The 25681-nt window shown below is 35.2% G+C and carries 21 protein-coding genes; 14 read left to right on the forward strand and 7 right to left on the reverse strand.

What is annotated here, in order from left to right; all coding sequences use genetic code 11:
* Positions 1–100: 100 nt before the first annotated feature.
* Positions 101–2500: a M6 family metalloprotease immune inhibitor InhA2 gene (inhA2, locus tag ACQKNI_RS22280; RefSeq protein ID WP_088232554.1), complete on the forward strand. Its 2400-nt coding sequence runs from the start codon at positions 101–103 to the stop codon at positions 2498–2500.
* 276 nt (positions 2501–2776) lie between these two features.
* Here the strand turns inward: inhA2 and ACQKNI_RS22285 are convergent, their stop codons facing one another.
* Positions 2777–3931, reverse strand: a complete 1155-nt coding sequence (locus tag ACQKNI_RS22285; RefSeq protein WP_088232555.1) for an MFS transporter — start codon at positions 3929–3931, stop codon at positions 2777–2779.
* A 225-nt stretch (positions 3932–4156) separates the two neighbouring features.
* Here ACQKNI_RS22285 and bdhA point away from each other — a divergent pair, with 225 nt between their 5' ends.
* The 5 genes from bdhA to ACQKNI_RS22310 all read left to right on the forward strand — a co-directional run bounded on the left by bdhA (position 4157) and on the right by ACQKNI_RS22310 (position 9386).
* Positions 4157–5209 carry a (R,R)-butanediol dehydrogenase gene (gene bdhA / locus ACQKNI_RS22290; protein ID WP_088232556.1) on the forward strand — a complete coding sequence of 351 codons (1053 nt, stop codon included), beginning with the start codon at positions 4157–4159 and terminating at the stop codon, positions 5207–5209.
* A gap of 118 nt (positions 5210–5327) precedes the next feature.
* Complete coding sequence (locus ACQKNI_RS22295; protein ID WP_088232557.1) at positions 5328–5672, forward strand: potassium channel family protein; 345 nt, start codon at positions 5328–5330, stop codon at positions 5670–5672.
* A 259-nt stretch (positions 5673–5931) separates the two neighbouring features.
* On the forward strand, positions 5932–6783 hold the full coding sequence (cerA, locus tag ACQKNI_RS22300; RefSeq protein WP_088232558.1) for a phospholipase CerA: 852 nt from the start codon (positions 5932–5934) through the stop codon (positions 6781–6783).
* Positions 6784–6906: 123 nt separating this feature from the next.
* Positions 6907–8079: an amino acid deaminase/aldolase gene (locus ACQKNI_RS22305; RefSeq protein ID WP_088232559.1), complete on the forward strand. Its 1173-nt coding sequence runs from the start codon at positions 6907–6909 to the stop codon at positions 8077–8079.
* Complete coding sequence (locus ACQKNI_RS22310; RefSeq protein ID WP_088232560.1) at positions 8067–9386, forward strand: D-arabinono-1,4-lactone oxidase; 1320 nt, start codon at positions 8067–8069, stop codon at positions 9384–9386. Before ACQKNI_RS22305 ends, ACQKNI_RS22310 begins: the two co-directional genes overlap by 13 nt.
* Here ACQKNI_RS22310 and ACQKNI_RS22315 read toward each other — a convergent pair whose 3' ends face one another.
* Entirely contained in the window at positions 9387–10538 is a 1152-nt protein-coding gene (locus ACQKNI_RS22315) for a VanZ family protein (protein WP_088232561.1), read from the reverse strand.
* A gap of 171 nt (positions 10539–10709) precedes the next feature.
* Between ACQKNI_RS22315 and ACQKNI_RS22320 the strand changes: the two genes are divergently transcribed.
* Positions 10710–10913 (forward strand): hypothetical protein, encoded by a 204-nt coding sequence (locus ACQKNI_RS22320; protein ID WP_088232562.1) that lies wholly within the window; start codon positions 10710–10712, stop codon positions 10911–10913.
* A gap of 238 nt (positions 10914–11151) precedes the next feature.
* On the opposite strand, the gene ACQKNI_RS22325 is transcribed toward ACQKNI_RS22320, so the two are convergent.
* Together ACQKNI_RS22325 and ACQKNI_RS22330 are read right to left on the reverse strand one after the other, a co-directional pair.
* Entirely contained in the window at positions 11152–11964 is an 813-nt protein-coding gene (locus tag ACQKNI_RS22325; protein WP_088232563.1) for an undecaprenyl-diphosphate phosphatase, read from the reverse strand.
* 134 nt (positions 11965–12098) lie between these two features.
* Positions 12099–13043 (reverse strand): methyl-accepting chemotaxis protein, encoded by a 945-nt coding sequence (locus tag ACQKNI_RS22330; protein ID WP_088232564.1) that lies wholly within the window; start codon positions 13041–13043, stop codon positions 12099–12101.
* A 219-nt stretch (positions 13044–13262) separates the two neighbouring features.
* On the opposite strand from ACQKNI_RS22330, the gene ACQKNI_RS22335 reads away from it, so the two are divergent.
* The 4 genes from ACQKNI_RS22335 (at position 13263) to ACQKNI_RS22350 (ending at position 16038) form a co-directional block, all read left to right on the forward strand.
* Positions 13263–14492, forward strand: a complete 1230-nt coding sequence (locus ACQKNI_RS22335; RefSeq protein ID WP_088232565.1) for a 3D domain-containing protein — start codon at positions 13263–13265, stop codon at positions 14490–14492.
* Between the two features lie 112 nt (positions 14493–14604).
* Positions 14605–14823 (forward strand): helix-turn-helix transcriptional regulator, encoded by a 219-nt coding sequence (locus ACQKNI_RS22340; protein ID WP_000154011.1) that lies wholly within the window; start codon positions 14605–14607, stop codon positions 14821–14823.
* Complete coding sequence (locus ACQKNI_RS22345; protein ID WP_088232566.1) at positions 14816–15289, forward strand: DUF2178 domain-containing protein; 474 nt, start codon at positions 14816–14818, stop codon at positions 15287–15289. The genes ACQKNI_RS22340 and ACQKNI_RS22345 overlap by 8 nt, the downstream gene beginning before the upstream one ends.
* A 116-nt stretch (positions 15290–15405) precedes the next feature.
* Positions 15406–16038: a class A sortase gene (locus tag ACQKNI_RS22350; RefSeq protein WP_088232567.1), complete on the forward strand. Its 633-nt coding sequence runs from the start codon at positions 15406–15408 to the stop codon at positions 16036–16038.
* Positions 16039–16067: 29 nt separating this feature from the next.
* Here ACQKNI_RS22350 and ACQKNI_RS22355 read toward each other — a convergent pair whose 3' ends face one another.
* On the reverse strand, positions 16068–17453 hold the full coding sequence (locus tag ACQKNI_RS22355) for a peptide MFS transporter (protein ID WP_088232568.1): 1386 nt from the start codon (positions 17451–17453) through the stop codon (positions 16068–16070).
* 253 nt (positions 17454–17706) lie between these two features.
* On the opposite strand from ACQKNI_RS22355, the gene brnQ1 reads away from it, so the two are divergent.
* Entirely contained in the window at positions 17707–19008 is a 1302-nt protein-coding gene (gene brnQ1, locus ACQKNI_RS22360; protein WP_088232569.1) for a branched-chain amino acid transport system II carrier protein BrnQ1, read from the forward strand.
* A 134-nt stretch (positions 19009–19142) separates the two neighbouring features.
* A complete protein-coding gene (locus ACQKNI_RS22365) occupies positions 19143–20864 on the forward strand; it encodes a DUF2339 domain-containing protein (protein WP_088232570.1) in 1722 nt (573 codons plus the stop codon).
* A gap of 35 nt (positions 20865–20899) precedes the next feature.
* On the opposite strand, the gene ACQKNI_RS22370 is transcribed toward ACQKNI_RS22365, so the two are convergent.
* Complete coding sequence (locus ACQKNI_RS22370; RefSeq protein WP_088232571.1) at positions 20900–22447, reverse strand: DNA-binding protein; 1548 nt, start codon at positions 22445–22447, stop codon at positions 20900–20902.
* Between the two features lie 170 nt (positions 22448–22617).
* The gene (locus ACQKNI_RS22375) at positions 22618–24009 is read right to left on the reverse strand and encodes an amino acid permease (protein ID WP_088232572.1); all 1392 of its coding nucleotides are present in this window, start codon (positions 24007–24009) and stop codon (positions 22618–22620) included.
* Positions 24010–24289: 280 nt separating this feature from the next.
* Here ACQKNI_RS22375 and ACQKNI_RS22380 point away from each other — a divergent pair, with 280 nt between their 5' ends.
* Positions 24290–25582 carry an NCS2 family permease gene (locus ACQKNI_RS22380; RefSeq protein ID WP_088232573.1) on the forward strand — a complete coding sequence of 431 codons (1293 nt, stop codon included), beginning with the start codon at positions 24290–24292 and terminating at the stop codon, positions 25580–25582.
* Positions 25583–25681: the final 99 nt, after the last annotated feature.

The following is a 25681-nucleotide window of genomic DNA, read 5'->3' on the forward strand; positions in this document are numbered from 1 at the left end:
GAATTATGCCTTTTTATATAGGGAGGATAGTAAATAGAGATTTCGACTAAAATGCACTTATTTATCTGAATTTTAAGTTTTATAAAAGGAGAGACAGAGGATGAAAAGAAAAGCTCCATTTAAAGTATTATCAACGTTAGCAATTACGGCAATTATCGGATGTACATCTGTAATGAGTGCTCCGTTCGTATATGCGGAAACGCCGGCGAAAGAGAAAGACAATGTATCCACAACACCAATTGATTACAATTTAATTCAAGAAGATCGTTTAGCGGAAGCGTTGAAAGAAAGAGGAACAATTAATCCAGCATCTTCTAAAGAAGAGACGAAAAAAGCTGTAGAAAAATATATTGAAAGGAAACAAGGGGATCAGGCAAATAAAGAAATTCTTCCAGCGGATACTGCTAAAGAAGCATCTGATTTCGTGAAAAAAGTAAAAGAGAAAAAAATGGAAGAAAAGGAGAAAGTAAAGAAAACTGAAAAAAATATTAGCCCCGAGCAAAGGCCGGAGCCAAATACAAAAAAATTGAATGGGCAAGTTCCAACTTCTAGGGCAAAGCAAGCTCCATATAAGGGATCTGTTCGAACTGATAAAGTACTAGTGTTACTCGTTGAATTTAGTGATTATAAACATAATAATATTGATCAAACACCAGGTTATATGTATTCGAAAGACTTTAGTAGAGAGCATTATCAAAAGATGTTATTTGGTAATGAACCATACACATTATTTGATGGTTCGAAAGTAAAAACGTTTAAACAATATTACGAAGAGCAGTCTGGCGGTAGTTATACAACAGACGGATATGTAACGGAGTGGCTAACTGTTCCGGGAAAAGCATCTGATTATGGAGCTGATGGTAGCAGTGGTCATGATAATAAAGGTCCAAAAGGTGCACGTGATTTAGTGAAAGAAGCTTTACATGCAGCTGCTGAGAAAGGGTTAGATTTATCTCAATTTGATCAATTCGATAGATATGACACAAACGGAGATGGAAATCAAAATGAACCTGACGGTGTAGTTGATCATTTAATGGTAATCCATGCTGGTGTTGGTCAAGAAGCTGGTGGCGGTAAATTAGGTGATGATGCAATTTGGTCACATCGTTCAAAATTAGCAATAGATCCAGTAGCGATTGAAGGGACAAAATCAAAGGTAGATTACTTTGGTGGAAAAGTAGCAGCACATGACTATACAATTGAACCAGAAGATGGAGCTGTAGGTGTGTTTGCACATGAATTTGGACATGATCTTGGTTTACCGGATGAATATGACACGAAATATACTGGAGCTGGATCACCTGTTGAAGCTTGGTCGTTAATGAGTGGAGGTAGTTGGACCGGAAAAATTGCAGGAACAGAGCCGACTAGCTTTTCACCACAAAATAAAGACTTCTTACAAAAGAATATGGGTGGCAACTGGGCAAAGATTTTAGAAGTAGATTACGATAAAATTAAGCGTGGTGTAGGAGTTCCTACATATATTGATCAAAGTGTTACGAAATCAAATCGTCCAGGTGTTGTACGTGTTAACTTACCAAGTAAGAGTGTTGAAACGATTAAACCGGAATTTGGAAAGCATGCATATTATAGTACAAGAGGCGATGATATGCATACAACATTAGAGACACCGTACTTTGATTTAACAAAAGGAACAAATGCAAAATTTGATTATAAAGCAAATTATGAATTGGAAGCAGAGTGCGATTTCATCGAGGTACATGCTATAACAGAAGATGGAACGAAAACATTGATTGATAGATTAGGAGAACAGATAGTACAAGATGATAAAGATACAACAGATGGAAAATGGATTGATAAGTCATATGATTTAAGTCAATTTAAAGGGAAGAAAGTGAAATTGCAATTCGATTATATTACAGATCCAGCTTTAACATATAAAGGTTTCGCAATGGATAATGTAAATGTAACGGTTGATGGACAAGTAGTATTTTCTGATGATGTAGAAGGGCAAGCTAAAATGAAGGTAAATGGATTCGTTGTTTCTGATGGGACAGAGAAGAAACCTCATTATTATTATTTAGAATGGAGAAACTATGCTGGGTCGGATAATGGATTAAAAGCAGGAAAAGGTCCAGTATATAATACAGGTCTTGTTGTTTGGTATGCAGATGATAGTTTCAAAGATAACTGGGTTGGAGTGCATCCAGGTGAAGGGTTCCTTGGTGTTGTGGACTCTCATCCAGAAGCGTTTGTTGGTAATTTGAACGGAAAACCAACGTACGGTAATACAGGCATGCAAATTGCGGATGCTGCATTTTCATTTGATCAAACGCCAGCATGGAGTGTAAATTCGTTAACACGCGGGCAGTTTAATTATTCTGGATTACAAGGTGTGACAACTTTTGATGATTCAAAAGTATACAGCAATAAACAAATTGCGGATGCAGGACGAAAAGTTCCAAACCTTGGACTTAAATTCCAAGTTGTTGGACAAGCAGAGGATAAGTCAGCTGGAGCTGTTTGGATTAAGCGTTAATAATATAAAAGCACATTCTTCATATGAAGAATGTGCTTTTTAAATTTGTACAGTAAGTTATGATTTTAGCACATGTACTACAACTATTAGTTCATGTGTAATGTATCAAATTATGTGGGGAAAGGAAATATTTCCGAGGAAATTGTCGAAGTATCATCGGTATTTATTCAGTTGCTTTTTTAAAGGAAGAAGGTAGTATTGCTTTTATACATAAGCTTATTTACAGGTATTACTTGGTTATATACGGAAAATTAGTGAAAAAAGACAATGATGGAATTATCCCATCATTGTCTTTTTTACTTTGCTTCTTACATAAATCATCCCAGCAAATGTTACTAAGAAGGCAGTTCCGATAACGAAGCTGATGCTAGGCGATGCTCCGATTGCTCCGACTGTAAAGGATCCAGCCACAACTCCTAACGAGAAGAATGCATAAAACAATCCGAATGCTTTCCCGCGGTTACTGTCTGTCGTATTTTCAACAAGTAAAGCATTGATTGACGGGAAGAGGATAGCGAATCCAATTCCATAAATCATCATAACGATAAAGAGCATGCCTTTTGTTGTAAATAATCCGAGTAAAGATAACGCTAATGCCATAACTGCAATGCCAACCAACATTAGTTTTGAACGATTAAATCGATCGTAAATACGATTTGTTGGTAGCAAGAAGAAGAGGATAGCGGTAATGCCGAATACACTTAACATCATACCAGTTGTAGATGCTTTCAGTGCCAACGCTTCAACTTTTACTGGTAACATATATGTGACAATTCCTTGTGAAAACATTAATGTGAAAGCGCCGATGTATGCTTGTAATAACGGTTCTGACTTTAACAGTTCAATCATATCTTCTTTGTTCATCATTTGCGTTCTTGATGTATCTTTTCTTGATACGTTATTTGGTAAGAAGAATAGAGATACGATTGTACCAAGAACCATTAATATAGAGATGGTAATGAAAACCCACTCTATGCCAGCGGTTGCTTTCATAATACCACTGAAAGCCGGTCCTACAATTGCCGCTGTTCCAACAGCAGCACCAGATAGAGCCATTGCTTTACCTTGCCTTGCTGAATGTGTTTGTTTTGATAAAAACGTAAAGGCAGCTGGAATTAAAAATCCGTCACTAAAACCGTGCATAAAGCGCACAACTAATAGTTGTTCACCACTTTGAACAACGGTGTATAACAAGACTATGAAACTCGTAAATCCCATGCTTATATAAAGTATTTTTTTTGCACCAAATTTATCGACGGCAGCGCCAGCAATAATATTACCAATCATATTAGCAAATGAGTACATACCGACAACTAGACCAATAATAAGAGGGGTTCCTCCAAGACTTTGGGCGAACGTACTCATAATAGGTAATTGTGAAAATGTATCTAAAAACGCTACGATAACAATAAAGTAAATAAAATATTTCAAGTGATACTCACCTCTCCTATGCTATTATGGCATAATGCCAATTTCAACTGCAATGAAATTGAATTAACAGATGTGGAAAAAAGTACAAAGTGACAAAATATTGAACATTATTTGTTAAATATTAGCAGAATTGAGATTGTTTTTTTGAAATATATGGATGGAGGTATTATAATAGAATTGTAAACTTCACCAGGTTAAGTATATACATAGAGAGGGATGTTTAAAATGAAAGCATTACTTTGGCATAATCAACGTGATGTACGAGTAGAAGAAGTACCAGAACCAACTGTAAGACCAGGAGCAGTTAAGATTAAAGTTAAATGGTGTGGTATTTGCGGAACAGACTTGCATGAATATTTAGCAGGACCAATTTTTATTCCGACAGAAGAGCATCCATTAACACATGTAAAAGCACCAGTTATTTTAGGTCATGAGTTTAGTGGTGAGGTAGTTGAAATCGGTGAAGGCGTTACATCTCATAAAGTGGGAGACCGCGTCGTTGTAGAACCAATTTATTCTTGTGGTAAATGTGAAGCTTGTAAACATGGACATTACAATGTATGTGAACAACTTGTTTTCCATGGTCTTGGTGGAGATGGCGGTGGTTTCTCTGAATATACAGTAGTACCAGAAAATATGGTTCATCATATTCCAGATGAAATGACGTATGAACAAGGCGCTCTTGTAGAACCAGCAGCAGTAGCAGTCCATGCAGTACGTCAAAGTAAATTAAAAGAAGGGGAAGCAGTAGCAGTATTTGGTTGTGGCCCAATTGGACTTCTTGTCATTCAAGCAGCTAAAGCAGCGGGCGCAACTCCTGTTATTGCAGTTGAACTTTCTAAAGAACGTCAAGAATTAGCGAAATTAGCAGGTGCGGATTACGTATTAAATCCAGCTACTCAAGATGTATTAGCAGAAATTCGTAACTTAACAAATGGTTTAGGTGTAAATGTTAGCTTTGAAGTAACAGGTGTTGAAGTTGTGCTACGTCAAGCAATTGAAAGCACAAGCTTTGAAGGACAAACTGTAATTGTTAGTGTATGGGAAAAAGATGCAACAATTACTCCGAATAACCTTGTATTAAAAGAAAAAGAGGTTATCGGTATTCTTGGATACCGTCACATCTTCCCAGCTGTTATTAAATTAATTAGCTCTGGTCAAATTCAAGCAGAGAAATTAATTACGAAAAAAATTACAGTGGATCAAGTTGTTGAAGAAGGATTTGAAGCACTTGTAAAAGATAAAACACAAGTGAAAATTCTTGTTTCACCTAAATAAAATAGAATAATAGAAAGTAGCCCTTTTCTTGAAATAGAAGAGGGTTACTTTTTTTCTATACTGAAAGATGATAGACTTTCCCTTAACTAAAGGTATTTTGTTTGGAAGGGGAAGTCTAATGCTTTCATTTATGTTGACATTGAAACGGATGCTAAAAGCTTGTTTACGAGCGTGGAAAGATAAAGAATTTCAAGTTTTATTCGTATTAACAATTTTGACTTTACTATCTGGTACGATCTTTTATAGCACAGTGGAGGGATTACGTCCTCTTGATGCTTTATATTTTAGCGTCGTGACGCTAACTACTGTTGGTGATGGGGATTTCAGTCCTCAAACTGATTTTGGGAAGATATTTACGATACTATACATATTTATCGGAATCGGATTAGTTTTTGGGTTTATACATAAGTTGGCAGTTAACGTGCAATTGCCGAGTATACTATCGAAGAGAAAAAAAGAGTAAAGCATTAATTGCTTTACTCTTTTTTTACATTATTTTAGACGGGCATTTGCAGTAGCTTAATAATACTTTATTACAATGTAAGTGCATTCATTACATTCACTATGTATAAAGTTAAAGTGATATGAACATTTTCATATTTTGATTAAATGATAGAAATTCGATGAAAGGTGGGATATTCTAGTCATAAGTTAACTGAAAGACATCGTAGGATCCTAACGAAATATTTACCATAACTTAATTATAAAATGGAGGATTTCAGATGAAAAAGAAAGTTCTTGCTTTAGCAGCAGCAATTACGTTAGTAGCTCCGTTACAAAGTGTGGCATTTGCACATGAAAATGATGGAGGAAATAGAGCGGAAATTATTCAGTATTGGTCTGCTGAAGATAAGCATTCAGAAGGTGTAAACTCTCATTTATGGATTGTAAATCGTGCAATTGATATTATGTCTCGTAATACGACACTTGTAAGACAAGATGAAGTTGCGTTATTAAATGAATGGCGTACAGATTTAGAAAACGGTATTTATTCTGCTGACTATGAAAATCCATATTATGATAATAGTACATTTGCATCGCATTTCTATGATCCAGATGATGGAAGTACATATATTCCATTTGCAAAACAAGCAAAGGAAACGGGAGCAAAGTATTTCAAACTAGCTGGTGAGTCTTACAAAAATAAAGATATGAAACAAGCATTCTTCTATTTAGGACTATCTCTTCATTATTTAGGAGATGTAAATCAGCCGATGCATGCGGCAAACTTTACGAATCTTTCGTATCCGCAAGGGTTCCACTCTAAATATGAAAACTTTGTAGATACAATTAAAGATAATTATAAAGTAACGGACGGAAATGGATATTGGAATTGGAAAGGTATGAATTCAGAAGATTGGATTCATGGAGCAGCAGCTGCTGCGAAGCAAGATTACTCTGGTATCGTAAATAGTAATACAAAGAGTTGGTTTGTGAAAGCGGCTGTATCACAAAGTTATGCGGACAAATGGCGTGCTGAAGTTACACCAACGACTGGTAAGCGATTAATGGAAGCGCAACGTGTAACAGCTGGATATATTCAGCTTTGGTTTGATACGTACGGAAATCGTTAAATCTTTGAAGTAGTCCTAAAAAAGTTTCTTCTTAATTATGAAGAAACTTTTTTATTTTGTAAGAGGAAATTTAAACTTTCTTTCCAATATGTATAAGACATATATAGAAGAGGAGAGAAAAATGTGGATAGAGGAATTTTTAAGGAGGTTCCATTACCGTGTGCATTTTTAGATGAAGTGGCTTTAGAGAGGAATATTCAATCGATTATAGAGTTAAGTGGAAATAAGAAGATTCGTATAGCGAGTAAATCGTTACGCTCTGTTCCAATTATGAAAAAGATTTTAGCTGCAAATCATCGGTTTCAAGGTATTATGTGCTTTTCACCTAGAGAAGCCTTGTTCTTAATAGAACAAGGGTTTAATGATTTGTTGTTAGGGTACCCTGCGTATGATGAACAAGCTTTATATGAAATTAGTTTACTAACAAAGCAAGGGCTCTCTATAACTTGTATGGTGGATTGTGAAGAACATATTGTTTATTTAGAAAAAATTGCTGAGAAGTCTAAAGGGTGTTTTCGTGTTTGTTTGGATATTGATATGAGTAGTCGTTTTTTACAATTTCATTTTGGTGTAAAAAGATCCCCGGTAAAAGATGTGCAAGGTGCTTTGAAAATAGCTAGGAGGGTGAGGGATTCATCCTATTTACTACTAGATGGTGCAATGGGGTACGAAGCGCAAATTGCTGGGGTGGGAGATCGTATACCGAATCAATGGATGAAAAGTAAAGTGATTTCGTATTTAAAGAAGAAATCAGTGATAGAAGTTACAGAAAAAAGAGGACGTATCGTAAACGAAATACAAAACCTTGGTATTGAACTAAGGTTTGTAAATGGGGGAGGAACAGGAAGTATAAAAACAACTGAGCAAGATAGCTCAGTTACAGAGATTACGGTAGGTTCTGCTTTTTATTCACCGAAACTGTTTGATTACTATAAAGAAGTGAGATTTCGGCCAGCTGTCGGATTTGCTTTACCAGTTGTGCGTAAACCAGCCACGTCTATTTATACTTGCCTCGGTGGTGGATATATTGCTTCAGGGGCGGTTGGAAAAGATAAAGAACCTGAGGTTTGGAGACCGGGTGGTGCAAAACTATTACCTTTAGAAGGTGCTGGTGAGGTACAAACACCAATTTTTTATAACGGTGAGGAACGGGTAGATGTAGGTGATTCCATCTTGTTTCGCCATAGTAAAGCTGGAGAGTTATGTGAGCGGTTTCCTTTTTTATATCGTGTCAAAAAAGGAGAGATTGTTGGGGAGTATTTAACATATCGGGGGGATGGCCGATGCTTTCTATAAAGGGACAAAAATGGAGAAATTGGACAGGGAATGTAGAAGGAACGCCGCATTATACGATGTACCCAGAAAGTATACAAGATGTAGTAGAAGTTGTGGGGCTTGCACGAAAAAAAGGAAAGAAAATTCGTGTCGTTGGTTCAGGGCATTCGTTTACACCTCTTGTGCAAACGGAAGAGATTTTAGTTTCTTTAGATGAATTGAAAGGGATTATGGATGTTGATATAGAGAATATGACTGTCGAAGTATGGGCAGGAACAAAACTACATGATTTAGGGAAATTACTTGAAGAGAAAGGTTATGCACAAGAAAACTTAGGAGATATTGATTCTCAATCTATTGCGGGAGCGATTAGTACGGGAACCCATGGGACAGGTGTTACCTTTGGGAGTTTATCAACACAAGTTATAGAGATTACGGCAGTTTTATCTACAGGCGAGAGTATAGTGTGTTCGGAAACCGAAAACATCGAATATTGGAAAGCATTTCAGTTGTCGCTTGGAATGCTAGGTATAATTGTGAAGATAAAATTGAAGGTTATTCCCGCGTATTCGCTCGTTTATGAAAGTGAAAAACAGTCATTATCTACTGTAATGAACAGGTTAGAAGAATATAAGAAGAATCGCCACTTCGAATTTTTTGTTTTTCCTTATTCAGAGGAGGTACAAGTAAAGTTTATAAATGAAACGATGAGTAAAGAAAGTGATTTGAAATGGCATAAACTAAAGGTGGAGTTACTAGAAAATAGGATGTTCTCTTTGTTATCTAAAGGGTGTAGATGGTTTCCTTCTATAAGTAAGGGAGTAAGTCGATTATCAGCTAGGGCTGTACCAAACACAAAAATAATAGGGCAAAGCTATGAAGTATTTGCTACATCACGTACGGTTCCATTTTATGAAATGGAGTATAGTGTCCCATCGAATTATATGAGGGATGCTGTAGAGGAGATTTCAAATCTTATTGAGAAGAAAAAGTATAAGGTCCATTTTCCAATCGAATGTCGCTATGTGAAAGGTGATGATATATGGCTGAGTCCAGCGTACGGAAGAGATTCAGCTTATATTGCTGTTCATATGTATAAAGGTATGAAATATGCAGCTTATTTTGGTGAAGTGGAAAAGATTTTTCTGAAGTATGAAGGGCGCCCACATTGGGGGAAAATGCACACTTTATCGTATGAGCAATTACAACATATATATCCAGAATTTCATTCGTTTTTACAGGTAAGGAAGTCACTAGATGAAATGGGAATGTTTTTAAATCCTTATGCAGAAAAATTATTTATGAGTATGAAAAAGGCTGACAAATAATTATTTGTCAGCCTTTTTAAGTATAATTGCATTCCTTGTTTGACTAATACGCTCATAAAATAGTAACTTATCATGGCTAAATACATGTAATAAAACATGGATAATAAATAGGCCGTTAATTACGAATTGGAATAATAATATAACTAGTAATATTAAAGGCTCTGTAAGATTTAAGATAGAGCTACTAGAAAGAATATAATTGATTCCACCTAAAATGAAATAGAATATACCGTAACGGATGAATAATTCCTTCATTGTAATGTGACCTGACTTTCCTTTCACGTAAATGCGAAGCAATGCTTTCCCGATTGTTTTTCCATTCGTAAAGTATGGAATGATAATAAAGTAAATAAAAATCGAACACGTAATGAAAATGAGTTCGTACATATTGGTGTAAGATTGAATATTAGAAAGGAAGACAGAATCCCCTTTGTTTTTAATTACAGGTACAACGATAGATAAGAAAATCCAATCAATTTGCATCGCAATCAGGCGACGAACGAATCCAACGGGTTTCGTTTCCAAATCAATATGGCTATCTAATTCGCTCGCTTTCGGAAGGAAGTACGTAAATATCGGTGCAATGATAAAACCAATTACGCCACCTAGTGTGTTTAAAAACAAATCATCGATATCAAATAAGCGATAGGCACAATTATAAATACCATATAGCCCAGTCACTTGTGTTAGTTCGAAAAATAGTGAAAGACAAAAAGAAATGCAAATGGTCTGTAAGAAACTACGTCGGAAATAATAACGTAAGTAAATACCGAATGGAACGGTTAATAGAACATTAAATGCAACTTGTAAAGATGCAGATTCTTTTAATAAGTAGAAATAAGTAGCTGGTTTCGTTAAAATTGCCGATGTATGATTGCTAATCTCTTGTATGAAATAAAATGGTGAGAGTTGCATGTGCTGTGTATTAGCTGGTTGTAGGCTACAAGTATCGTATGTTTGTGGTAATGGCAAAATAACAAGGAAATAGGCATTTAATAAGTAGAGTAATAATGAGTATAAAATAAATGAGCGCCATTTATTTAAATAACCGTATTTTCGATAATTAAATATTAAAAAAGGGATTAAGAGAAACATTGCTAAAATAGGAAATAAAATAAAAGCTGTTTTTACTGGAAATAAATATGCAGTCAAAATGAAGCTCCTTTCAATGAAATTCCGTTTATCATTATAGCGCTAAAAAGAATGTAAAACAAAGTTATAATAGTTTGAAATAGAAAAAATTACAAATTTTAGAAGGTTTAAGTTATAATAAATTTAATATAAAGATATTGTGATTATATAAATTGAGAGAGGGTACAAGTGATGCAATATGAGCTGTTTTCTGTAAGCGGAGGTCATATTACGACTTTTGAAAGTGCGTGGCATTTTCAGGAGGGGGAACAGATTTTTGTTCATGACAATCAAGTAAAAAGAAACTTTATTATTATTCGCCTAACACATGATGTATTTCAACAAAATAAGCATGTTATTCGTTTGTATTGTCAAGAAAAGAAAGTTTATGTATAAGAAACCCCTCTTACTCTATGATAAAGGTAAGAGGGGAAATACTAGATGAACTCTCTTATAATGATAGGTTTTATTTTAATCGGAGTATACAAAAGCGAGTCATTCTATATTAATAGAATGACTCGCTTCAAATTTGTAAGTTCATTTTATCCCGCTATTTGCGGGCAGTAAGACCCTATCTCAACATTCAGCGAAAACAAAAAAGTTGGGTGGGGGGCTACCCGCAAAAGTCTTCACCTTATAAGAAAATAATAGTAAGTACACCTACGATAATACAATAGAAGGAGAAATATTTTAAATTTCCTTTTGCCATAATGTTCATAAACCATTTTAATGAAATATATGTCATGATAAATGTTGCGACGAAAGCAACGATATATGGTACGAATAAAGTGTCTAGATTTGGATCATTTGCAATGTCTGTAATACTTAGCAATAAACCACCTAAACTAACAGGAATGTATAGTAAGAATGAGAAGCGAAGAGCTGTTTCTTGCTTCATACCAAGTAACATCGCTGCTACGATTGTAGCACCAGATCGGCTTATTCCAGGAATGAGTGCGCAAGCTTGAGCTAATCCGACAATGATTGCATCTTTCATAGAAAGATCACCATCATTTTTACGTCCACGTAAGTTTCTAATAATCCAAAGGCCGATAGCAGTAATGAGAAGGGAAATCCCAACCATTTTCACACCTTTTAAGTACTGATCGATATAATCTTTAAATAAAACACCAATGACACCTGCTGGAATCGTTGCAATTACAAGGTAAATAATAAAGAAGAAATCTGATTTTGCGTCTTCTGCTCTTGTAAATATATAAGATATACCATTTTTCGTTAGACGAATTAAGTCATTTCTATAAATAAGTAATACAGCTAATAATGAAGCTGAATTAACAAGTAGTTCAAAGCTAAACCCTTCTATTTTTAGTCCTAGCAAATGTTGTGCTAAAACGAGGTGACCACTTGAAGAAATCGGAATTGGTTCTGTTAGTCCTTGGAACAAACCAAGAATTAAATATTTTAAAATGTAGTAAAATTGTTCCATAACATCCTCCTTGTTAATTAGTATAAAGAAACAACTTTTCCATTATAACAAAGATATGGATGAATATTGAGAAGAAAGAAATATTCGGAATACAATAAAAAAATCCCCTATAACGCTATAAGGGATTTTTATCATTAATGAGAAGCTGCCGTTTCTTGAAGACCTTTAGTCAGTTGAACATCGACTTTTTCAGCATCATGAATATGGTTCATAATGGTAGTATTTAATTTTTGGAACATTTGTTGAGTGTTGGCAAATTCTCGTAATATATCATCATTACAAGATTTCTGATTTTCGATCGCTTGAATAACGTTTGTAGCGCCATTTTGTAACGTTTGAATCATAATTAAAATATTTTCGATTCTAGCGTTTGTATCGGCACTCATTTCTACACCTTCATCGACCAAATGTAAATTATCTTTTGTATTTTCGTACGCTTTTTCAATTTCTTCTTGAATTTTTTTCGTTAAGTTACCAATATTTTTTGTACTCTCTGCAGTACTTTCTGCTAGTTTTCTTACTTCATTGGCAACAACAGCGAACCCTTTACCATGCTCTCCAGCACGTGCAGCTTCAATACTTGCATTTAACGCCAGTAGATTTGTTTGCGCTGCGATGTTTTGAATGACTTCTACAATTTGCTCAATTTCTTTTGAGCGTTCACTTAAATGATTCATGCTGTTAGATGTGCGTTGAGATTGTTCACCTAATTTATTAATTACAATAAGTAAGCGGTGAACAGATTCTTTTCCTTCATTAGAGCAGTCAATAATTTCTTCAATAGACTGAATTAAGCTTTGTTCTTTTTGTAACATTTCACTGTTTAATTCATTGGAATGTGTCGTACGTGTTGAAACATTTTCAAAACATGAGTTTAATTGTTGAACTAAATTTTGAAGTATATGGTGTTGGTTATTTACAAGTTGATGCTCTTGAACGACGCTTTGTACACGATCGTGGATAGTGGAGATTATTTCTCGTTTTTCAATATCTTTTTGTTTTAATTCAGCTTCTAATTCGTGTATACGATTTTCTAATTGATCAATTTTATGTTGGAGTGTTTTTTTTTGAGTAAACATTGTATTTATTTCAACCGCCTTCAGAATTTGTATTTTCTCTATATTTGGATTTTAGCATTTTTATAATTTATAAATATAGGAATTGTTAAATATTTAAGAATCTATTACATTTTGTTCGTGATTCCCTTTTTTTGTCATGAAAAATAAACTGTATTTAATAGTATTGTAAACAAACTGTAAAATAAATCATGTATAACTGTATATGAAGGGAGTCGGATTATGAACTATTTTAAGCGAATCAGTAGTCTAGTATTAGCAGGAATCATCGGTCTTTCTAGTACAGTCGCTGTAAAAGCAGAGTCAAACGACGAGAAACTTAACAACATGCAACAGCAATTGCAGCAAAACGATGCAGATATGCAGAAGAAAGAGCAAGAGAAGCAAGCTGTTACTAAAGAAATTCAAGGTATCGAAAACGAACTACATAATTTAAATAATACAATTGCAAAAAATAAAGAGGATCAAGCTGCTATTCAACGTAAAATTGATGAAACACATAAGCAGATTGAACAAAAAAAAGCAGATATTATCGTTTTAGAAGATAAAGTCCTTGCTCGTAAGGATATTATGAAAAAACGTATGGTTTCTGTTCAAAATAGCTCAAATACGAGTTTAGTAGTAGAAGTTGTTGTAGAATCAAAAAACTTTGCTGATTTCATACAACGTATGAATGCAGTATCTACAATTTTAGATGCAGATAAAGAAATTTTACGTCTACAAGAACAAGATCTTCGTCAAATTGAAGAAGATAAAAAAGCGATTGACGAAAAAGAAGCATCTTTAGTAGTGGATAAGCAAAAATTGGCAAAAGCACAAGCTGATTTGCAAGATAACTTGAAAAAACGTCAAGATAACTTACAAACAGTTCAAGCGAAATATAATCAGCTTGCAAGCGAAATCAATTTAGCAGCAGAAGAGAAAGCTAAAATTGAATCGAATATGAAGGCAGTACAAGAAACGATTGCTCGTGAACAAGAAGCAGCAAGAATTGCAGCAGAAGAGCGTGCAAAAGCAGAAGCAGCTGCAAAGGCTGAGCAAGAAGCTTTAGCGAAAGCGAAAGCAGAAGTAGCTAAGCCAGCAGAGCCTGCAGCAAAAAATACGGCGTCAGAGTCTAAGCCTGACACGAAACCAGCTCAAGGTGGAAAAGAATTTTATGTAACAGCAACTGCTTATACAGCTGATCCATCTGAAAATGGCTATAAACCAGGTGAAACTGTAAAATCTAAGTTAGGGCATGATTTAACTGCAAATCCAAACATGAAATTAATTGCTGTAGATCCAGCTGTTATACCGTTAGGTTCTACTGTATATGTAGAAGGATATGGAACAGCGATTGCTGGAGATACTGGTAGTGCAATTAAAGGTCATATTATTGATTTATTAATGCCGGATTCAGCGACAGCTAATGCTTGGGGTAGAAGAACAGTTAAAGTTACAATCTTAAACTAAAACGTGATCCAACTTTACAATACGTAAAGTTGGATTTTTTTATAAAAATAATGTTAAGTTGAGTTTACATTTTGTTAAGGATAGCATACAATGAGGGTGAGAGGTGGTAAATTTGACCATTTTAAACAGGGTAAAAGAATTAAGAGCACGCTTTAATTTTTCACAAAGTGTATTAGCGGAAAAGGTTGGAGTGACGAGACAAACAATTGCTGCAATTGAAAAAGGGGATTACGTTCCTTCTTTGTTATTAGCACTTACGATTTGTGATGTATTCCAGTTAAAGATGGAAGATGTGTTTGTTTTAAATAAGGAGGGGGAAGAGGATGAATAGAATTGCTTTTTCTTATATTGTAAACGTGCTTTATACTGCGTTAGCATGCTGGACATTTGTTGAACTGTATGGTGTTACTACAGAGCTAGCAGATATAATTAAAAACGAGAAGTTCCCATTTGAAGTATGGTTTAATGGAGTACCATTCATTTTATTATTTATTGGAGCAACTATAGTTACAATTTTTTATAGAATTCAAAAGAAAAAATACAAAAATTTATCCTTCTGGATGTATCCATTATTATTTCCGCTAGAAGATGAGCGTGAAAAAGCAATTACGGAGAAAGCTTGTCGAACAACTTTTGTTTCATTATGGTACGTGTTACCTTGTGCAGTTGGATTTTTAACTCTTTCTCCTATTACCAATGAATATCTTCCAGGCTATCCGTTGTATATTATATTTTCTATATTCTTTATTCAAATGACAGTATTCCACGTATCACTATACAGAAATAAATTAGCTTAAAAAGAAACCTTCTTGCACCGGCAAGAAGGTTTCTTTTTAGCTTATACTTGTACATATAGCGATATTATCTTATCATTTTATATAGAGTAAGATTTTGTAACGGAAAGGAATTGTATATGAATAAGCAAAGAATTTATAGTATAGTAGCAATCCTTCTATTTGTTGTAGGTGGTTTTTTAATCGGGAAGCCATTTTATGACGGATATCAGGCTGAAAAGAAACAGACTGAAAATGTACAGGCTGTTCAAAAGATGGATTATGAAAAGCATGAGACGGAATTTGTAGATGCTTCAAAAATTAATCAGCCAGACTTGGCAGAAGTAGCGAATGCATCATTAGATAGGAAACAAGTGATCGGCCGTATTTCGATTCCAAGTGTTTCATTAGAACTTCCTATTTTAAAAGTTTCTACTGAGAAAAACCTATTATCAGGTGCAGCGACAGTAAAAGAAAATCAAGTAATGGGAAAAGGCAATTACGCACTAGCAGGACATAATATGTCTAAAAAAGGTGTTTTATTTAGCGATATAGCATCTTTGAAAAAGGGCGATAAAATTTATTTGTATGATAATGAAAATGAATATGAGTATGCAGTTACGGGTATATCTGAAGTAACTCCTGATAAGTGGGAAGTTGTAGAGGATCATGGAAAAGATGAGATAACGCTTATTACATGTGTATCTGTGAAGGACAATTCTAAGCGTTATGTTGTTGCTGGTGATTTAGTAGGAACGAAGGCGAAGAAATAAAAAAGATGAGGAGAAATTCCTCATCTTTTTTATTCCATCCATTTCACTAATTTCTTAGAAATTAATAATAAAACACACCCTAAGACAATTGCGGCAGCTCCGATTACTGTAAATACTTCAGAATATCCAAGTGAAGTTGTGAAGCTCGCAAGTTGTCCGCCTAAAATGTTGGCGATTCCTGAGCTTGCTAGCCATACTCCCATTAATAAAGAAGCAAGTTTTACTGGAGCGAGTGAACTAACCATTGATAGTCCAACAGGTGATAAGAATAGTTCACCTAACGTATGGAAAAGATACGTAAAGACGATAAATAGTAAGTTTGCTTTTTCTGTAATGTTATGTTCATCACTACCTGTTTTTAATGTAGCGATAACGAGGATGATATAACCAATACCGAGTAGGATCATACCAAGTCCCATTTTTGTTGGGATTTTTAAGTCCCCTTTTTTTCTAGTTGCAAGTTTTGCCCATAATGCTGAAATGATTGGAGCAAGTAAAATAATAAATAACGGGTTGACCGATTGGAACCAAGACGTTGGAACTTCCCATCCGAACACAGAGCGGTCTACAAAGTTGTTTGTATATAATGTTAACGAACTACCAGCTTGTTCAAAGCCAGCCCAGAAGAAGACAACGAAGCATGTTAAAATGACGATCACTGCGGTACGTTGTTTTTCTTTTTTTGTTAACGGTGTATCGCCTACTGTTGGTTGTCCAGCAGCCGTTTGTAAATCGCGAGTTGGTTTTTTACCAATATCACCAAGGAAGCGATTAGATAGTGTTGTAAATAAAATTTGTCCAATGATCATTCCGATTGAAGCCGCTAAGAAACCGTAACGGAATCCGTAATGAACAACGCCATCTACTGTTGTTTTGAATAAATTTTCTGACAAAAACCCGCAAACGAGTGGAGCTAAAAATGAACCGACGTTAATACCCATATAGAAAATGGTAAATGCACTATCACGTTTTGGATCATGCTCTTCATATAATTCTCCAACAAGTGTAGATATATTTGGTTTGAAGAATCCATTACCAATAATAATAAGCGCTAATCCGAGGTATAGGCCTAATTGGTTTTGCAAGGCAAATAGTGTAAGGTTACCGATTGCCATTGTTATACCACCAATTGTGATGGCTTTTCGTTTACCTAGAAAACGGTCTGTTAAGTATCCACCAATCATTGGTGTGAAATAACAGGCTCCAGTATAAAATCCGTAAATAGAGAGTGCCCATGCTGGACTAAACCCAAGACCACCGCTTACTAAAGCTGTCGTTAAATATAATGTTAATAATCCTCTTAATCCATAGTAACTAAATCTTTCCCACATTTCTGTAAAGAAGAGTAAGTATAAACCTGGAGGATGTTTCTTTTTTCTTTGTTGTTCTTTTTCTAGTTGTATCGCTGATTCCATGTAATTTTCCTCCTGACACAAACAAAAACAAAGTGAATAGTTTTGTATATTTAATAGTTTACTTTATTAACTATTAAAAGTCAATAAAGGTCGATTTTTCAGAAGAAATTGGAAAAGGGGTATAGCTATAGAATGGGTGATTCTTTTGTGATAGACTATGGACTATGTTTTCTTTGTAAGGAAGCGGATTATCGCGTTTTTCCTATGTGTGGAATAGATTTCATGCGTGATGAAATTGAAGAAGGAGAAAGAAATGAAATTGTTACAGAAAAAAGAAATTTTACTTATTAGTCTTATGTTATTCTCTATGTTCTTTGGAGCAGGGAATCTTATATTTCCGCCTTTCCTTGGATATGAAGCAGGAGAACATGTATGGATTGCACTGTTAGGTTTTATTATATCAGCAACAGGACTTCCAATATTAGGTGTTATTGCTATTGCGAAAGCGGGAAGTTTTCAAACGTTAGCGGGGAGAGTTCATCCTTCATTTGCAATTATTTTTCCGTGTATTGTGTACTTGTTTATTGGACCTGGTCTTGGTATACCACGTGCAGGAAGTTTAGCATTTGAAATGGGTCCAGGGCAGTTGCTCCCAGAAGCGGGAGGCATTGTATTATTGTTTTACACGGTTATTTTCTTTAGTATTGTTTATTGGTTAAGTTTATCCCCATCTAAATTAATGGGCTTGTTTGGAAAGGTTTTAACACCTTTATTATTATGTATGATTGCCATTATATTTATAAAAAGTATGTTTACATCAGTAGGCAGTTTGAAAGAGCCTGCTGGAAACTATGGACAAGCGCCTATGTTCCAAGGGTTTTTAGATGGATATTTAACGATGGATGCGCTAGCAGCTTTAATTTTTGGGATTGTGATTGCAAATGCTCTACGTGCAAAAGGTGTTGAAGATGATAAAGGTTTAGCGAAATATATGAGTATTGCTGGAATCGGGGCAGGACTATTACTATCTATTATTTATGTCGTCCTCGGATATGTTGGTTCAATTAGTGGCTCGTTAGGTACATTTGATAACGGTGCGCAAGTGTTAGCACAAGTTATGACGGCATTATTTGGACAAGGCGGGGTAGTTTTATTAGGTCTTATTTTTACTATTGCGTGTTTATGTGTTTCGATCGGACTCGTTACGTCCTGTAGTCAATTTTTCGCTAGTGTATTTCCGAAAGTATCTTATAAAGTTTGGGCGTTTATATTAAGTTTTATTAGTATGGTTTTAGCTAACTTAGGATTAACGCAAATTTTAAAAGTATCAGTACCAATTCTCGGATTTATTTATCCGGTTGCACTAACCCTTATTATTTTAGGGTTATTCCATAAGTATATCGGAAAGTATGTATATGTATATTCGGTAACCATTGGAATCGTAGCGTTATTTAGTGCGATTGATATTTTAAATAAAAATGTACTGATGGATCAGTGGACGTCAGTATTGAAATACATTCCGTTTTATACAGAAGGTGTTGGGTGGATTGTTCCAGCTATTATAGGTGCTTGTATTGGCAGCATCGTTAGTATTGCTCTAAATAAGAAGAAATAAGTAAAAGGTGTTTTCCTATTTCGGAAAACACCTTTCTTTTTTTGGAAAAATACTTTTGAAAATGAATAGACTAATAGTATGATGAAGGTAATTGGTAATATATAGGTTTTAAATGGGAGATGAGGGGGGAGCGTATGAAGGAAGATCTGGATAAGAAAATAGAAGCACTCGAAACTGCAATAGACACGATTCAAGAAGCACTTTCTGAATTGAAAGCGAAACGAAGAGAAATAGAAATAGAAAACGCTCAGCAACATGTTCGTAAGGAAAAGAAAGCGTATATTGAACCGATAGTGGATGAAAAATCACAAGAAAATGTAGTTACAATTAAAGAGCCCATGCAAGAAATTGAGGAAAAACAAGTAAATATATCTGCTTTTAAACCGGAACCATTCAATATTATTAAGTTTTGCCAAACGTGGTTGCCGCGCATATTTGTCGGTATTATGTTACTCGGGGTTATTTGGTTATTTAAAGCAGGGGTAGATGCTGGTTTATTAACACCAGCGATACGAATTGTGTTTGGTATCGCCCTATCTATCGGTTTGTATTATATAGGGGATGTTCAAATTAAACGAGAGCGGCAAGCTTTAGGGCTAGTATTAGCTGGAGGGAGTATTACGGGTATTGTTTTAACAACGTTTGCGGCACATTATTTATATGGATTCATTCCAGCAAGTGTCGCATTTATTTGTAATATTGCATGGGTCATTTTAGGCATTTATTTAGCGAAAAGATATCAATCGGAATATCTCACTATTTTCGTAGCGGTCGGGGCGTTCTTTGTGCCATTCTTGTTAAATAGTACGACTCCTAATCCTTACATTTTCTTTGGATATGAGACGATATTAACGCTTAGTTTATTATGGTATGCGTTAAAAAATCATTATAAGTATTTATATATGATTTCTTATGCTGTTGCTGCGATTGTCCTTTTTGTTTTCTTTGCGGTTATGTCAATGTTAGTAGAGAATTTGCAAATACAATTAACGTTTGTTTATGGCTTAATTCATTTACTATTATTTTGGCATATGTTTACGGAGAGAAGTTTTATATTAGAACCACGCTTGGCGATATTTAGTGCGAATGCCGTTTTCTTTGTATTAACCATTGCAAAAATTCCAGAATTCACAACATGGGGATTAATCATTAGTGCACTCGTGCATGCTATTATGTTCGTATTTGAATATAGGAAGAATAGACACTCTACATTTACAAATCTGTTATTTGGTTTCGCAATGGGAGCATTTAGTTTAGCAATTTTATATGAATACAGTTTAGTGAATGCAGCAATCGTATTATTGTTACAAGGTTTCCTCGGTATGATTACTGCTATTAAAGTAAAACAACAGATAAAATTGTATGTGAGTGCAACGATTTACGCGATTGGAATGATACAGACGATTTTTAGCCCATTTGATCAATTCCTCTCATCTGGATTTGTTGCTCACCTTATTTTAATAGGTACATTTTATTATTGCATGAAACAAGCGAAAGATGTGTTAATAAGCTTTGGAAAATATGTTTATTCTATAGCACTCTATTCGTTTATGGTCATTGTATTCGTTGCAATTACGAGAGTCGGTGAAGTTCTTTCTACAGATGGAAGTATAATAAGCGTACCTGTATCGTTATTATGGATGGTATATGCATTATTTGCAGTTTGGCTTGGAAGAAATAGAAACATGAATGAAATATTGTATGCTGGTTTAGTCGTGTTAGTCGTAACGATAGGGAAGCTATTCCTTCTGGACTTACCAGAAGTATCAATGATGATTAGGGCAGTGTTATTTTTAATTGTAGGTAGTATAGGTATCGTTATTTCAAGAATGTTTTTCTCAAAGGAAGAAAAGTAAAAAGAAGGCAATCCATCTGCGGATTGCCTTTTTCATTATTTTTTGTTAATCGTTACAGCCTCATTATATTTCGTTGTTGTATTTTGGCGTAGACGAAGCGTTGCTTGTCCAGTTGTATTTGGATTGATTTGCACATTTGCAATTTTTTCAGCAGAGCCTAAGCTGTTTGTTGTGAAAGAGAATACATTGCTATATCCGAAAGTAGATGGCCAAGTACCGTTTGCATTTTGAACTTTTGCTACTTGTGTACCGCCAGTAGTGAATATACCTAAAGAATAGTTGTTATAAGTTGTATTTGGTAGTAAGTTATTCACTTGAATCTTTATTTGGAATACTTCATTGTTTGGTAATGTGCTAGGATGTGTAACTACGTAGTCGTTTGCTGTTACTGCACCGTTATAACCGTATGATCCTGGTTTAAAAGTATTTGTATTAAACCATTGATAACCTGCGTTTGGTGCACTCCAAGGCTCTGGTTGTGGTTCTGTTGATAAACTTGGTTGTTCAAATGTTTGTAGAGCTGTAGGTGCATCAAGCTGTAAACCGTTAACTTGGTCTAAACTTGTAAATGTTTCTTTCTTCGATAGCCAATTTACGATGTTTTCTAGCAAAATAGCATCGTTTTCTTCTTTATATCCATCATAAGTTTTCTTTGCTTGGCCAGAATCTTCACGAACGTATTTTGGCGATGCATCTTCAACAGGAGAAGAGTCCCCAATGAAGGCCGCTTTTCCAAGTCCTACTTTTGCGATTGCAGCGTAAGGACCTTCTGCAACACCACCGCCATTATAAACACCACTATCAACAGCGTTATTCCATTTTGATGGGTTTTCTGGAAGGTAAACAAGTCCTTTTGCTAGTTTTGGGTTTGTAATTGCTAGAGTTGAACCAGCATGCATTGCTACAGATGAAACCCCCTCTGTAATTCCGAATGATTGTTCAGGTGACACAATATTTTTAGCTGCAACATCACCAATTGCATTGTAGCGGAAACGAATACCGAAGTTGTCAGCTAGCCAATCAGAGCTTTCTACTCCTTGCATAGCTTGTGAAGTTACTTCCTCGTTTGACATTCCTTTTGCCGGATTATCCCAAGCACCGCGTCTATATCCATTGAATACTTCAGAAGAGTCCCAACGATTTTTATTACGATCCGCATTATAATGATCGGCAATAAAGAAGATACTACCGCCATTTTTCACGTATTGTAACATTGCGTCTTGTTCAGATTTCTTGTAAGGAATATTAGCTTCTGGAACGATAAATACATTGTAATCTTTTAAATCTTCGTACGTAATAGGTGTTGATTTACGGAGTTCCTTTACATGATATCCGTTTTGGGCAATGCCGTTTCCAAAGTCAGAAAAGCCGCCATCAATAACCCAGTCAGCGGTGCCGGCAGTTTGACCGTGTGTATTATCGAATAATACTTTCTTCCCATTGTTTTGATTTACAACTTTTGCGGCAATTTCAGGAGCCGGATTTGCTGAGCTTTCGGCATAAGTAGCCGGAATGTACGAACTTCCTATACTAAGTGTAATTGCTGCTGCTAAAGAAAATGTAATCCATTTTTTATTCTTCATAGAAGAATCCCCCTAATAATAAATATATGTGCTTTCATAATGTAATCTATTTTGTTCAGGAAAGAAAGACAGAAAATATTAAATAGTGTAAAGATAGCGTTAATTTGATTGATAAATATTTGTGTGAATAATGAAAAATCTCTTCCGGTAAATAGGAAGAGATCACAGGTTTAACTTATTTTTGAATTAGGTGTTTCATCACTCTTATGAAACCCTTTCATGTAATATACGATCGCTAAGCCGATAAGCCAAATTGGGCCAACAATCAATGCGATTCGTGTATCTTCCGAATAGGCCATTATACCTAGTACAAGTCCGAGGAAACCGAGTGAGAAATATGAACTGAATGGATGTAAAGGCATTTTATATGTTAGGTTGTCCCTTTTATCAGTTTGCAATCCTTTTCGGAATTTAATTTGAGCGACTAAAATAATGCCCCAAGTCCAAATTGCCCCGAAAGTTGAAATGCTAGTAAGCCATGTAAATACTTTAGCAGGAACAAGATAGTTTAATATAACGCCGACGAGTAAAACGATTGCTGTTGCTACAATTCCTTGACTTGGGATACCGTTTTTATTTAAACGACCGAATCGTTCAGGGGCTTTCTTTTGTTGTGCTAATGTATATAGCATACGGCCTGTACTAAATAAACCGCCGTTACAAGAAGAAAGTGCAGCTGTTAAAACAACAAAGTTTATAATACCCGCTGCCTTTGCGATACCGATTTGTTGGAATGTTAATACGAATGGACTTCCTTTCTCACCAAGTTCGTTCCATGGATAAATTGCCATCATAACGAATAATGCCCCAACGTAGAAGATTAAGATTCTCCAAAATACGTTATCAATTGCTTTTGCGATTGTTTTCTTCGGATTTTGAGCTTCACCAGCAGTAACACCGATTAGTTCAACTCCCAAATAAGCGAATAGTACCATTTGCAAGGAGAGTAGTAATCCAGAAAAGCCATTAGGGAACCAGCCACCATGTGACCAAAGGTTTGAAATGCCAGTAGCGATGCCACCATTTCCAAATCCGAATAAAATAATGCCAGTTCCAACTACTATCATACAGATAATTGTGACAATTTTAATGAGAGCAAACCAAAACTCAAGTTCTCCAAAGACTTTTACGGATAAGAAGTTGAAAGCACTCATTAATAATAGAGCTAAGAGTGCCCAAGTCCAGCGTGGAATATCTGGGAACCAGTACTGCATATAAATCCCTGCCGCCGTAATTTCAGCCATACAAGTAACAACCCATAAGAACCAATAGTTCCAACCGGTAATATAGCCAGCTAGTGGTCCAATATAATCATTTGCATATTTACTAAAAGAACCAGCAACAGGCTGTTCAATTGCCATTTCTCCAAGTGCTCGCATAATGAAAAAAATAACGAGTCCGGCAATCATATAGCCTAGTAAAATAGAAGGGCCAGCTAGTTTAATAGCAGAAGCGGATCCTAAAAATAGGCCAACGCCAATAGCTGAACCAAGTGACATTAAAGTAATATGTCGTTCTTTTAAACCACGGTTTAAAGTTCCAGATTTGTTTGAGTGCTGCATAAGAAGAATCCCCCTTGTAGAATGACCGATATTTGAATGTTTGTACTAAATATTTAACTATTTCAAATTATAAAACATTTCTATCTGTTATGCTACAAAAATAATCATAAAGAACTGTACTATATCTGAACTTGTCAGACTTAAACTTAAAATTCTCACTATTAGAGAATATATTGACTCTTCTTTTTATTGATTGTTAAGATTAAGTATTATATTTTCTCACATACTAGTAAGAAAAGAATATGTAATAATAATTCAGATGTAGGAAGGGTACATAAGCATGTTTCAATTACAAAAATATAACACTTCTGTGAAGCAAGAGCTTTTAGCTGGCATCACAACTTTTTTTACATTTGCGTATATTCTTGTCATCAATCCGAAAATATTATCTGATGCAGGTGTACCATTTGATCAAGCTTTTACGGCAACTATTATTGCGACAGTTATTGGGACGCTATGTATGTCGTTTTTAGCTAACTATCCAATCGTTATTGCTCCAGCTATGGGAATGAATGCATATTTTGCCTATTCTGTTGTTCAACAGGCAGAGGGGATTACATATGTCATTGCGTTTTCAGCAGTATTTGTAACAGGTATCATTTTTCTTTTATTATCTTTCACTTCATTTAGGCAAAAGCTAATTGTTGCAATTCCTGATAGTTTAAAGCATGCAATTGCAGGTGGAATTGGGCTATTTATTGCGTTCATTGGATTACGCCTTTCTGGAATTATCGTGGATCATCCATCTAATTTAGTGACGATTGGTGATTTTCATTCTCCAGCCGTTATATTAACTTTAATTGGTTTAATTTTAGCGGCGGTATTAATGACATTACGTGTGAGTGGTGCATTATTTATTAGTATGCTTGTGACAGGAGTTATCGCCTTCTTTACAGGGCAACTGAAGTTTGCTGATAAAATTGTTGCGATGCCTCATTTACCAGAAGGAATTATCGTTTCAAATCCAATCAATGCATTTTCAGATGTAGTTGAATACGGATTGTATGGTGTTGTATTTTCATTTTTACTTGTGCTTTTATTTGATACGACAGGTGCATTACTCGGTTTAATTAAACAAGCAGGTTTAATTACAGATAATACGGAGAAGCGTTTTGGTAAAGCATTTATCGCAGATGCGATTGGCGGAACGACAGGCTCTATCTTTGGAACAAGCCCAACAGCAGCGACGATTGAATCATCAGCGGGTATTGCTGCAGGTGGTAAAACTGGATTAACAGGTATTGTGGTTGTTGGACTAACAATTATAACGGCATTTTTCAGTCCTGTTATTGCGTCTTTATCAAGTGTAGCTGCTATTACAGCTCCTTCATTAATTATTGTAGGTAGTTTAATGGCGCAAAGTATACGTGATATTAATTGGAATGAGTTTGAAGATGCATTACCAGCATTTTTAATCTTCGTAGGTATTCCGTTAACGTCTAGTATTGCGAATGGAATTGCAATTGGATTTTTAGTGTATCCAGTCTTAAAGATTGTGAAAGGGAAAGGGATGGAAGTACATCCGTTACTATACTTATTTACAATTTTATTTGGATGTCATTTATTCTTATAGTATAGATATAGGAGAGGGGGCTTCTTATGAGAGGCCCTTTTTTGTGTATAATAAGGTGAAACTTAAATCATTACGCAAATTATAAATTACTTAATGGAA

It is taken from the genome of Bacillus sp. NPDC094064 (assembly GCF_050279585.1).
Classification (GTDB): domain Bacteria; phylum Bacillota; class Bacilli; order Bacillales; family Bacillaceae_G; genus Bacillus_A.

What these genes read in the sequence shown, in the direction of transcription:
- ACQKNI_RS22345 (WP_088232566.1), top strand. Translation starts at nt 14,816, where the DNA reads ATGAATAGAATTGCTTTTTCTTATATTGTAAACGTGCTTTATACTGCG.
- ACQKNI_RS22310 (WP_088232560.1), top strand. Translation starts at nt 8,067, where the DNA reads ATGCTTTCTATAAAGGGACAAAAATGGAGAAATTGGACAGGGAATGTA.
- brnQ1 (WP_088232569.1), top strand. Translation starts at nt 17,707, where the DNA reads ATGAAATTGTTACAGAAAAAAGAAATTTTACTTATTAGTCTTATGTTA.
- ACQKNI_RS22380 (WP_088232573.1), top strand. Translation starts at nt 24,290, where the DNA reads ATGTTTCAATTACAAAAATATAACACTTCTGTGAAGCAAGAGCTTTTA.
- ACQKNI_RS22350 (WP_088232567.1), top strand. Translation starts at nt 15,406, where the DNA reads ATGAATAAGCAAAGAATTTATAGTATAGTAGCAATCCTTCTATTTGTT.
- ACQKNI_RS22370 (WP_088232571.1), bottom strand. Translation starts at nt 22,447, where the DNA reads ATGAAGAATAAAAAATGGATTACATTTTCTTTAGCAGCAGCAATTACA.
- ACQKNI_RS22335 (WP_088232565.1), top strand. Translation starts at nt 13,263, where the DNA reads ATGAACTATTTTAAGCGAATCAGTAGTCTAGTATTAGCAGGAATCATC.
- ACQKNI_RS22320 (WP_088232562.1), top strand. Translation starts at nt 10,710, where the DNA reads ATGCAATATGAGCTGTTTTCTGTAAGCGGAGGTCATATTACGACTTTT.
- inhA2 (WP_088232554.1), top strand. Translation starts at nt 101, where the DNA reads ATGAAAAGAAAAGCTCCATTTAAAGTATTATCAACGTTAGCAATTACG.
- ACQKNI_RS22375 (WP_088232572.1), bottom strand. Translation starts at nt 24,009, where the DNA reads ATGCAGCACTCAAACAAATCTGGAACTTTAAACCGTGGTTTAAAAGAA.
- cerA (WP_088232558.1), top strand. Translation starts at nt 5,932, where the DNA reads ATGAAAAAGAAAGTTCTTGCTTTAGCAGCAGCAATTACGTTAGTAGCT.
- ACQKNI_RS22325 (WP_088232563.1), bottom strand. Translation starts at nt 11,964, where the DNA reads ATGGAACAATTTTACTACATTTTAAAATATTTAATTCTTGGTTTGTTC.
- ACQKNI_RS22330 (WP_088232564.1), bottom strand. Translation starts at nt 13,043, where the DNA reads ATGTTTACTCAAAAAAAAACACTCCAACATAAAATTGATCAATTAGAA.
- bdhA (WP_088232556.1), top strand. Translation starts at nt 4,157, where the DNA reads ATGAAAGCATTACTTTGGCATAATCAACGTGATGTACGAGTAGAAGAA.
- ACQKNI_RS22295 (WP_088232557.1), top strand. Translation starts at nt 5,328, where the DNA reads ATGCTTTCATTTATGTTGACATTGAAACGGATGCTAAAAGCTTGTTTA.
- ACQKNI_RS22355 (WP_088232568.1), bottom strand. Translation starts at nt 17,453, where the DNA reads ATGGAATCAGCGATACAACTAGAAAAAGAACAACAAAGAAAAAAGAAA.
- ACQKNI_RS22365 (WP_088232570.1), top strand. Translation starts at nt 19,143, where the DNA reads ATGAAGGAAGATCTGGATAAGAAAATAGAAGCACTCGAAACTGCAATA.